General features: G+C 65.8%; 7 protein-coding genes. 3 read left to right on the top strand and 4 right to left on the bottom strand.

All coding sequences use genetic code 11. From position 1 onward, the window contains the following. Positions 1–38: 38 nt before the first annotated feature. Together AC3WLN_RS12800 and AC3WLN_RS12795 are read left to right on the top strand one after the other, a co-directional pair. The gene (locus AC3WLN_RS12800) at positions 39–1,661 is read left to right on the top strand and encodes an ABC-F family ATP-binding cassette domain-containing protein (protein ID WP_492481710.1); all 1,623 of its coding nucleotides are present in this window, start codon (positions 39–41) and stop codon (positions 1,659–1,661) included. 258 nt (positions 1,662–1,919) lie between these two features. Further along, positions 1,920–2,252, top strand: coding sequence for a hypothetical protein (locus AC3WLN_RS12795; protein ID WP_492481709.1), 333 nt, complete (start codon positions 1,920–1,922; stop codon positions 2,250–2,252). Between the two features lie 231 nt (positions 2,253–2,483). Here the strand turns inward: AC3WLN_RS12795 and AC3WLN_RS12790 are convergent, their stop codons facing one another. The 3 genes from AC3WLN_RS12790 to guaA form a co-directional block, all read right to left on the bottom strand. Beyond that, positions 2,484–5,651: an efflux RND transporter permease subunit gene (locus tag AC3WLN_RS12790; protein WP_492481707.1), complete on the bottom strand. Its 3,168-nt coding sequence runs from the start codon at positions 5,649–5,651 to the stop codon at positions 2,484–2,486. A 32-nt stretch (positions 5,652–5,683) separates the two neighbouring features. Continuing rightward, entirely contained in the window at positions 5,684–6,709 is a 1,026-nt protein-coding gene (locus AC3WLN_RS12785) for an efflux RND transporter periplasmic adaptor subunit (RefSeq protein ID WP_492481705.1), read from the bottom strand. 667 nt (positions 6,710–7,376) lie between these two features. Next, positions 7,377–8,933 carry a glutamine-hydrolyzing GMP synthase gene (gene guaA, locus AC3WLN_RS12780; RefSeq protein ID WP_492481703.1) on the bottom strand — a complete coding sequence of 519 codons (1,557 nt, stop codon included), beginning with the start codon at positions 8,931–8,933 and terminating at the stop codon, positions 7,377–7,379. Between the two features lie 164 nt (positions 8,934–9,097). Here guaA and AC3WLN_RS12775 point away from each other — a divergent pair, with 164 nt between their 5' ends. Beyond that, a complete protein-coding gene (locus AC3WLN_RS12775) occupies positions 9,098–9,325 on the top strand; it encodes a hypothetical protein (protein ID WP_492481701.1) in 228 nt (75 codons plus the stop codon). A gap of 97 nt (positions 9,326–9,422) precedes the next feature. Here the strand turns inward: AC3WLN_RS12775 and AC3WLN_RS12770 are convergent, their stop codons facing one another. Further along, positions 9,423–10,724, bottom strand: coding sequence for an RsmB/NOP family class I SAM-dependent RNA methyltransferase (locus AC3WLN_RS12770; protein ID WP_492481771.1), 1,302 nt, complete (start codon positions 10,722–10,724; stop codon positions 9,423–9,425). Between the last annotated feature and the right edge of the window lie 268 nt (positions 10,725–10,992).

The following is a 10,992-nucleotide window of genomic DNA, read 5'->3' as shown; positions in this document are numbered from 1 at the left end:
CGTAAGGCCGCTGCACCCGCCCCATTTCGCGTGACCCCATGATCCGCCTCGAAAAAATCGGCAAGCAGAACGGTCGCCAGATCGTCTTCATCGAGGCCTCCGCCGCCCTGCAACGGGGCGAGAAGGTCGGCCTGGTCGGCCCGAATGGCGCCGGCAAGACCACGCTGTTCCGGATGATCACCGGCGAGGAGCAGCCGGATGAAGGCCAGGTCGCCGCCGATCGCGGCATCACCATCGGGTATTTCAGTCAGGATGTCGGCGAGATGTCCGGCCGGACCGTCGTTTCCGAGGTCATGAACGGTGCCGGCCCGGTCAGCGAGATTGGGGCGGAACTCAAGGAGGTCGAGCAGGCCTTGGCCGATCCCGACCGGGCCGATGAGATGGAAGCGCTGATCGAGCGCTACGGCGAGGTCCAGGCCCGCTTCGAGGAACTCGACGGGTATGCCCTCGAAGGCCGTGCCTACGAAGTGCTGGCCGGTCTCAGCTTTTCGCAGGAGATGATGGACGGCGACGTCGGCAAGCTCTCGGGCGGCTGGAAGATGCGCGTGGCGCTCGCCCGCATCCTCCTGATGAACCCCGACGTCATGCTCCTCGACGAGCCGAGCAACCACCTCGATCTGGAGAGCCTGATCTGGCTTGAGGCCTTCCTGAAGGGGTACGAAGGCGCGCTGCTGATGACTTCGCACGACCGCGAGTTCATGAACCGCATCGTCACGAAGATCGTCGAGATCGACGGCGGGCAGCTCACCACCTACTCGGGCGACTACGCGTTCTACGAGCAGCAGCGCGCGCTGAACGAGACGCAGCAGCAGGCCCAATTCGAGCGCCAGCAGGCGATGCTCGCCAAGGAGATCAAGTTCATTGAGCGCTTCAAGGCACGGGCTTCCCATGCCGCCCAGGTGCAGAGTCGGGTGAAGAAGCTCGACAAGATCGAGCGGGTCGAGCCACCCAAGCGCCGCCAGAGCGTCGCCTTCGAGTTCCTACCGGCGCCACGCTCGGGCGACGACGTCGTGATGCTCAAGAACGTACACAAGCGCTACGGCAGCCGCACGATCTACGAGGGCCTCGACTTCTCGATCCGCCGGCGCGAGCGCTGGTGCGTGATGGGCATCAACGGTGCCGGCAAGTCGACCCTGCTGAAGCTCGTGACCGGAACCGCTGAACCCGACGACGGCAGCGTGGCGGTGGGGGGCAGTGTGAAGCTCGGCTACTTCGCGCAGCACGCCATGGATGTGCTGGACGGCGACCGCACGGTCTTCGGCTTCCTGGAGGATTCTTTCCCACAGGCCGGCCAGGGCTCGCTCCGGGCGCTGGCGGGCTGCTTCGGTTTCTCAGGCGATGATGTCGAGAAGCGCTGCCGCGTGCTGTCGGGCGGCGAGAAGGCCCGCCTCGTCATGGCGCGGATGCTCTACGACCCGCCGAATTTCCTCGTCCTCGACGAGCCCACCAACCACCTTGACATGGGCACCAAGGAAATGCTCATCGCGGCCCTGGCCAACTACGAGGGGACGATGCTCTTCGTGAGCCACGACAGGCATTTCCTCGCCGCCCTGTCGAACCGGGTCCTCGAACTCACCCCGGACGGCATCCACCAGTATGGCGGCGGCTACACCGAATATGTCGCGCGCACAGGCCAGGAAGCGCCGGGGCTGCGGAGCTGATCGCCGGCAGAACCCACCGGCAGGCCTGGACGGGGATCGAGCGCTCCGGCCGCCGCCCTCCATCTCGATGCTGCCCAGAGCGAGAGAGGAGAAACCGTCGCGCGAGAGGGCCTCAGGAGTGCCATCGGACACAGGTTGAGCGATCGACGAGACGCTCATTCCCACCCTGAACTTGAAATGAACAAAAAGTCAGATTAACTGAATATGAATGATCAGCCTTCCACACTCGGCTGCCACTCACCAACCAGGAGTACGGATATGTCCAGCGGACTGTTCCAGAACCTGCCGGGCGCTCACGAAATGGGAGGGCTTCAGGCACTCCCCAGCGAGCCGTGGCTTCTCCCGATCTCGGACCGGATGACCTCCGCGGAGATGGACGCGGATCGACTCGAGGCGGCGGTTCGGCTCTCCGTTCGTCCATTCCAGCGGGCCGCGAACGCCCTGATGGCGGCGCTTCTGCTGATGCTGTCCGTTCAGATCGGCGCCGACTGGATGACCGCCCGGACCCCGCATCCGGCGACAGGCCAGATCGCGGATGCGACGCCCCCGGAGATGCCGGTGACCAAGGCCACGCTGACCGTCAACAACTGAGCAGTTTCGGCTCGGTTCTCATGCGCGGCCCGCTTTCGAGCGGGCCATGCCCTGCGCATGAACGCAGATCGCTGCACCCCTGAAGGGTCGTACCCCGGAAAACGATCGTTTCGATCGCATGGTGAGGCTCTGCCATCGCGAGGTGCGACTTGGGCGGCCCCATCGACGCCTTACCCGAACCTCCACCTCCTCGGGCCCTGCGCAGGCACCTTCGACACCCAATTCCAGGCGTCAGGCCGTCACGGATGCCGGACGTGAAGCCGTCGTCGGCTCGATTTCGTCCTCGGCCGGTCCGGGTTTCCGCCGCGACAGCGCGAGAATCAGCACCGGCAGGATCAGCAGGATGAGGAGCGGTGCCAGGCTCATGCCGCCGACGACGACCAGCGCCAGGGGTTTCTGAACCTGCGAGCCAACACCGTTGGAGAAGGCGGCCGGCAAGAGACCGACGCCGGCGACGACGCACGTCATCACCACGGGACGGAGCTGCGTGTGGCAGGTGCGCAGCATCGCCCGCACCCGCTCCTCACCCTCGGCGATCAGCCCGTTGAAGTGCGACAGCACGATGATGCCGTCCATCACGGCGATGCCGAGGAGCGCGATGAACCCGATCGCCGCGGAAACGCTGAAGGGTGTGTCCGTGATCACCAGGGCCAGAACGCCGCCGGCCGCAGCCATCGGGATGACGCTGAGGGCCAGCAGCATGTCGATGACCGATCCGAAGTTCATGAACAGTAGGATCGCGATCAGGCCGATGGCGATCGGCACCGTCACCGACAGGCGCGCCAACGCACCCTGCATGTTGTTGAACTCGCCCACGAGTTCCAAGCGGTAGCCGCGCGGCAAGCTGACCTCGGTGTTGACGCGCTCGCGCGCTTCCAGGATCGCACTGCCGAGATCGCGATCGCGCACGCTGAACTTCACGGGCAGGTAACGCTCCTGGCCTTCCCGATAGATGTAGGCCGGGCCCGAGACGAGGGCGACCTGGGCGACCTCGCTGAGGGGTACCTGCATCAGCGTGCCGTTCGGCCCCTGCCCCGAGATGCGCAGGTTGCGGATGGAGGCGACGCTTTGGCGGAACTGTTCGGCAAGGCGGATGACGATCGGGTAGTGTCGGTCCGACCCGCTGTCGTAGAGATCACCGGCGCTGTCGCCACCGATGGCGGTGCGCACCGTGGCGTTGATGTCGCCGGGGGTGAGGCCGTAGCGCGCCGCACGGACGCGATCGACGTCGATTTGCACCGTCGGCTGCCCCAGCGAGGTGAACACGCCGAGATCGGTGACGCCCGGCACCCTGCGCAGCACGGCCTCGACGCGGTTGGCGACCTCGGTCAGAGTTTCGAGATCGGACCCGAAAACCTTGAAGGAGTTTTCGCCCTTGATGCCGGAGACCGCCTCCGCCACGTTGTCCTGCAGGTATTGCGAGACGTTGAATTCGACGCCGGGGAAGTCGGTGCGCAGCCGGTCGAGCAGATCCCCGACCATCCGATCCTTGGACATGCCGGGGCGCCACTTCTCCGCCGGTTTGAGGGGCGCGAAGAATTCCCCGTTGAAGAAGCCTGCGGCGTCCGTGCCGTCATCCGGCCGGCCGTGCTGGGAGACCACGCTCTCGACCTCGGGCACCGCGGCGATGATGCGCCGGATGCGGTTGACGTAGAGGTTGCCCTCCTCGAGCGAGATCGTGGCCGGCATGGTGGCGCGGAGCCAGAGATTGCCCTCTTCGAGTTTGGGCAAGAACTCGAGGCCGAGTTGGCGCCCCGCCACGCCGACTCCGGCAGTGAGCAGCAATGCGAGACCGAGGGTGAGGATGCGGTTGCCCAACGCGGCGCGGATGGCGGGCCGGTAGAGACGGTCGAGCGTGCGCACGAGGATCGTCTCGACCTCCTCGACATGGGCCGGCAGCAGGTAGGCGGAAAGGACCGGCGTCACCGTGAAGGTGGCGATGAGGCCGCCGAGAAGCGCATAGGCGTAGGTCTGCGCCATCGGCCCGAAGATGTGCCCTTCCACGCCCGTGAGGGTGAAGAGGGGCAGGAAGCCGGTCACGATGATGATCGCCGCGAAGACGATCGAGCGGCTGACGTCGCCCGAGGCTTGGCGGATGCGCAGAAGCTTGCCGGCGAGGCCCGGCCTCACGATCTCCCCGGTCGGCGCGCCGTGGCCGGAGAGCCGTCGGAAGATCGCCTCGACCATGATCACCGTCCCGTCGACGATCAGCCCAAAATCGAGAGCGCCGACGGACAGAAGGTTCGCCGACTCGCCACGCACCACTAGGATGATGACGGCGAAGAACAGCGCGAAGGGGATCGTCGCCACCACGATGAGAGCACTGCGCAGGTTACCGAGAAACAGCCATTGCACGATCAGGATCAGCACGATGCCGACGAGCATGTTGTGCAGAACCGTATGGGTCGTGACCGCGATGAGATCGGCGCGGTCGTAGATCCGTTCGATCTTCACGCCGGGCGGTAGCAGCCCCATGGCCTCGATGCGGCCCACCTCCGCCTGCACGGCCTCGATTGTCGGTGTGCTTTCCTCGCCGCGACGCATCAGCACGATGCCCTGCACGATGTCGTCGTCGTCGTTCATACCGGCGATGCCGAGGCGTGGCTGATGCCCGATGGTGACGGTGGCGACATCCTTGACCAGCACCGGGGCGCCGCCCGACTGCGTCAGCACGGTGTCGCCGATGTCGTCGGTCGAACGGATCAGGCCGACGCCGCGCACCACCGCGGATTGGGTGCCGAGATTGATCCGGTTGCCGCCGACATTGAGATTGCTGTCGTTGAGTGTCTTCACGACGCCGGACAGGGTCAGTCCGTAGGCCGTGAGCCGATCGAGGTCGACGGCGATGTCGAAGGTCTTGGTCTTGCCGCCCCAACCGATCACATCGATCACGCCCGGCACGGCCCGGAAGCGGCGGCGCAGCACCCAGTCCTGAAGGGACTTGAGATCGAGGACGCTGTAGCCCGCGGGCGCAGTGAGCTTGTAGCGGAATATCTCGCCGATCGGACTCACTGGAGAGATGGTGGGCTTGGCGCCATTCGGCAGAGCGTCGAGCTGGGCCAGCCGATTCAGCACCTGCTGCTCCGCCTCGCGGTAGCTGAATTCGAAGCCGAACTGCAGCTTTACGTCCGACAGGCCGTAGAGCGAGACCGAACGGACCTGCTTCAGGTTCGGCAGGCCTGAAGTGATCACTTCGATCGGCACCGTGACGTAGCGTTCGATCTCCTCGCCCGACAGGCCAGGCGCCTGCGTGATCACGTCGATCATCGGCGGCGTGGGGTCGGGATAGGCCTCGATGTTGAGGGTCCGGAACGCCACGAGCCCGCAGGCCAGCAACAGAACGAACGCGAGCACCACCAGGGCACGCTGGCGCAGCGCGAGATGGACAAGGCCGGTCATGGGTGGGTTTCCTGCTGCCGGAGGCCGACGGATCAGCCCCGGGTCACCATCCGGTCGATGAACAGGGAGCCGCGCGAGATCACGCGCTCGCCCGTCGCGAGCCCTTCGAGGATCTCGATCTTGGCTCCGTCGATGATCCCGGGCTTGACGCGACGGTTCTCGACCGAATTGTCGGCCTTGAGCACCCAGACGCTGGCCTTGCTGCCTTCCAGAACCACCGCGGCGCGCGGGACTGACTGAGACAGGGTCTCGCGCTCGTTGATGATGCGCACTGTGGCGTACATCTCGGGCTTCAGCAGATTCTGGCTGTTGTCGATGTCGGCCCGGACCGTGATGCGCCGGGTCGTGGGATCGACCGAGGACCCGATGAAGTTGATCCGACCCTCGAAGACCTTGTCGGGGTAGGCCAGGACACGGAACTTGAGGCGGTCGCCGAGATCGACCTTGGCGGCATCCGGCTCGCGCAGCTGCGCGATCAACCAGACCTTGGACAGGTCGCCGATGATGTAGGAAGGATCGCCGCCGCCGGTACCGACATATTGACCCGGCCCGATCTTACGCTGGATGATGGTTCCCTTGAGCGGCGCGTTAATCGCCGTCTCGGGATTGATCGAACCCTTCTGCAGGTTGGCGACCTCGTCGTCGCGCAGTCCGAGAATGCGCAGCCGGTTGCGCACCGCTTCGAGGCCGACCTCGGCCGTGCGAGCGTCGTTGGTCGCGGTATTCAGGTCGTTTTGCGCCGATTGGAGTTCACGCAGGGTGGTGACCCGCGAATCGTAGAGGTCGTGCAGACGCTTCTCGGCGGCCTGGGCGTAGCCGAGCTGCGAACGGGCCTTCGCGAGTACGTTGAGCGCGGCAAGATAGTCGTTCTGAGCCTGCACCATCTCGTTCGCCTGGATCGAGAACAGGCGCTCGCCCTTCTGCACCTGCTCGCCGGTGCGCGCGAAGATCGCGATGACGCGGCCGGGATAGGGCGAGAACACGGGCGTCGCCTGATACTCGTCGACGCCGATCTTACCCTCGGTGGTGATCTCCTCGTAGAAGAGGCGCTGTTCCACCGTCTCGATTTCGATGGCCGCGAGTTGGTCGGCGCTGAGGACGAATTCGCCCGGACCTGACGGCGCAACCGTGACCGCAGCCGGCGTCGGCGAGGTCGCGGCACCCGCGAACGTGCCGGGGAGCCACAGAAATCCAGCAACGCAAAGGATTGAGGCGGCTAACAGAATTGAGATCTGCGTGCGATGCTTCAGGCCGGCGAGTGGAGCGAACGAACCCTGAGGGTCAGTCATCGAATGAATCTCGCGCGTCTTCGCGTGTGTGCACTAATCCGATCCGACCGGATAGCGCGTCGGTCTGTAGAGGGGCCCCGCCCGAGATACAAGCGTGGCCGATTCAGTTTCAGTCGCATCACAAATCCCGGAGCGGACACGACCTCCCTGCCGATGAAGCGGGAGCCCCGGTGACGGGAAATCCGACGGAGGCTTTCTCGTGCTCGTCCTGAAATCCGATATCTGGTCACGCAGAAGATCGAGACGACAAAACCCCGCAGACCCTAGGGTTTGCGGGGTTAAAGTTGCGTCACATGAATCCCTGGGAGGGACCTTTGGTATACTACATGCCAAATGGCCCGCAGCAAGGGTCTTCACGCTCGAAAGGCGTTTTATTTTGCCGGTGGCGATAGGCGTGACTGCGAAATCTTTCGAGCGAGCGCCTACGAGCCAAAATTCATTCCCACTCGATCGTGCCCGGGGGCTTCGAGGTAATGTCGTAGGTCACGCGGTTGATTCCCTTGACCTCGTTGATGATCCGGGTTGCGACGCGGCCCAGGAACGTCATGTCGAAAGGGAAGAAATCGGCTGTCATGCCATCGACCGAGGTCACAGCGCGGAGGGCGCAGACATGGTCGTATGTGCGGCCGTCGCCCATCACGCCGACGGTCTTCACGGGTAGGATCACCGCGAAGGCCTGCCAGATCGTGTCGTAGAGTCCGGCCTTGCGGATCTCTTCGAGGTAGATGGCATCCGCCTTGCGCAACGCTTCCAGCTTTTCCGGGGTGATCGTGCCCGGGCAGCGGATAGCGAGGCCCGGCCCCGGGAAGGGGTGGCGACCGACGAAGGCCTCCGGAAGCCCGAGTTCCTTACCGAGCACCCGAACCTCGTCCTTGAACAATTCCCGCAGGGGCTCGACGAGCTGCATGTTCATGCGCTCGGGCAGGCCGCCGACATTATGGTGGGATTTGATCGTGACGGAGGGGCCGCCCGTGAAGGAGACGCTCTCGATCACATCCGGATAGAGGGTGCCCTGGGCGAGGAAGGCCGCGCCACCGATCTTCTTCGACTCTGCCTCGAACACGTCGATGAACAGGCGCCCGATCGTCTTGCGCTTCTGCTCTGGGTCGCTGACGCCGGTCAGTTCGCCGAGGAACAGGTCCTGCGCTTCGACGTGAACGAGTGGGATGTTATAGTGGTCGCGGAAGAGGCGAACGACCTCTTCGGCCTCACCCATGCGCAGGAGGCCGTGATCCACGAAGACGCAGGTGAGCTGCTCGCCGATCGCCTCATGTATCAGGACCGCCGCCACAGCGGAGTCGACGCCGCCGGACAGGCCGCAGATCACCCGTTCCTTGCCGACCTGCGCGCGAATTTTCTCGATCGCCTCTTCGCGGTAGGCACCCATGGTCCAATCGCCGGAACAGCCGGCGATGTCGCGAACGAAATTGCGGATCAGCAGGGCGCCGTGCGGCGTATGCGCCACCTCTGGGTGGAACTGTACGGCGTAGTAGCTGCGCGCCTCGTCCGCCACGGCCGCAAACGGAGCGTTCTTCGACATCGCCACGGTGGTGAAGCCATCCGGTAGTTTGGTGACGCGGTCGCCGTGGCTCATCCAGACGGGATAGTGCTCGCCCACATGCCAGACACCCTTGAACAGGGGGCATTCCGACAGGATCTCGATCTCGGCCCGGCCGAACTCGGCATGGTGTCCACCCTCGACCTCGCCGCCGAGCTGAGCGGCCATGGTCTGCTGCCCGTAGCAGATGCCGAAGACCGGCACGCCGGAATCGAAGACGATTTGCGGCGTCCGGGGGGAGGCCTCGGTGGTGACCGATTCGGGGCCACCCGAGAGGATCACGCCCTTGGGCTTCGTCTCCGCGAACGCCTCGGCCGCCTTGGTGAAGGGGACGATCTCGCAATAGACCCCCTCCTCGCGCACGCGGCGCGCGATGAGCTGCGTCACCTGGCTGCCGAAATCCACGATGAGGATCTTGTCGTGTTCTGTCGTCATGAAACCGGAGTTAGACGAGGCCTCGATCCGGTGCAACGGAGGGGCTCGCACAGCCGCCTTGCAGCGGCGATCCGGCTGGGGATGTGGCACCGGTTTTCGTTAACCGGTTGTTCACGGCGGACCGTCGACACCGTGCGCCCCAGCAACGAATAGGAGCCTCAGCCATGAGAGCCACCATCTTCGGGATTGCCACCCTCGCCCTCGCAGGCTTCGGCGCTACCTCCGCCTCCGCACTGCCGGTTCCGGCCGGTGTCGCACCGACGAGCGGCATCGAGCAGGTTCGCATCGTCGAGCGCCGGGTGATCCGCGGCCCCCGTTGCAAGACCGTGGTCACCAAGCGCCGCGGGCCCCTGGGCCGGGTGGTCGTGGTACGCAAGCGCCGCTGCTTCTAGGAGGTGAATCGCGCTGCTTTCGAGCGGGCGCGCTGCGGTTTCTCGCCAGAGACCGTTGGGACTTCCGGAATGGCCCTTCGCAGGGCCATTTCTCGTTTCAGCCCCTACGTTCCAGAGTGGCGACGTAGAAGCCGTCGCTCCCCGTACGGGCGGGACTCATCTGGAGCCCGTGCCGGGTGAGCCGAACGGCGGGTGCGACGCTGGGCGTGCAGGCGGCAATGACCTCCGAGGCCGCGACCACCGAAAAATCGCCGGGACAACGCGCGAGCAGGGCCGCGATGGCCGCATCGTTCTCCTCGGGCAGAAGCGAGCAGGTGACGTAGGTGATGCGCCCACCGGGGCGCACCAGCCGCGCCGCCCGATCGAGCACCGTAGCCTGGTCGGCGATGCGCGTGGTCAGCGCGTTCGGGCGCATCCGCCACTTCGCGTCGGGATTGCGTCGCCAGGTGCCGGAGCCGGTGCAGGGCGCATCGACGAGGACGCGATCCGCGCTGCCGTCGAGGTCCCCGAGGACGTCGGTGCGGGCCTTACCGGCACGGGGTGTTCGGATCTCCGCGACGGCGCCCGCGCGGCGCAGCCGCTCATGGATCGGAACCAGTCGGCGCGGATCATCGTCGCTGGCCACCAGCTTTCCGGAATTTTCCATCATCGCGGCCAGACTCAGGGTCTTCCCGCCGCCGCCGGCGCAGAGGTCGATCACGGTCTCGCCGGGCCGCGCGCCGCTCAGCAGGCTCGCAAGCTGCGAGCCCTCGTCCTGGATCTCGTACCAGCCGTCGATGAATTCCGGCTCGACATGCAGGGCGGGGCCGCGCCCATCCTCGCCGATGGGGATGCGCAGGCCGTTCGGCGCGTACGGAGTCGGCTCCGGCGCGAGATGAGCAAGGCCGGCCAGCGCCTCCGCCCGGCTGCGCTTCAGGGTATTGACCCGGATATCCAGCGGGGCGCGGCGGCCGAGGGCGCGCAGCTCGTCCAGGATCTCGGCGCCGAAGGCGGCTTCGAGGGATGGTAGGACCCATTCGGGCACATCCCCGGCGACGTGCAACGGCGCGCCGACCAGGGTCCCCTCGGCCAGGCGAACACGCTCGTCCGTCGTCAGGGGCGCCGGGGCGAAGCGCTCCCCGCTGAACATCTGCGCGACGGTGGGAGCGGCGAGGCCGTACTGAAGCCGCAGCGTGCCGATGACGAGGCTCCGCGGGCTCTCGTCGGCCATGATCCAGGCGGCGGAGGCGCGACGACGCAGGGCGTCGTAGACGAGGCTGGCGATGGCGGCCCGGTCGCCCGATCCGGCGAAGCGGTGGGAGAGGCCCCAGTCCTTCAGGGCATCGGCGGCGGGGCGGCGGCGCGCGGCGATATCGGCGAGGACCTCGATGGCGGCGGAAAGGCGGGCGGGGGGTGTCAGGGTAAGATCCTCGGGTTCTTCAACAATTTCGTCGGCAATCTCGGTCCGGTGCCGCGATACGGCCACGCTTCAGGCGACGACCGAACACAATACGGTCGAGCTTCCGGCGGGTTTACGGCTCAGCTTGTGCCCTGGTGCCGCGCGGAGCGGATGCCCGGAGCTTTAGAGAACCTCATGACCCCCGTCATCCATCTCAGCCTCGCTGGCCTCGTCATGCTGGCGGTCGCCGCCTGTTCCACGGCCCCCGCCGCCCCCGACCTGTCGGCAC

This window comes from Methylobacterium sp. FW306-05-D (genome assembly GCF_058782155.1).
This window is presented reverse-complemented; position numbering and strand designations above follow the sequence as displayed.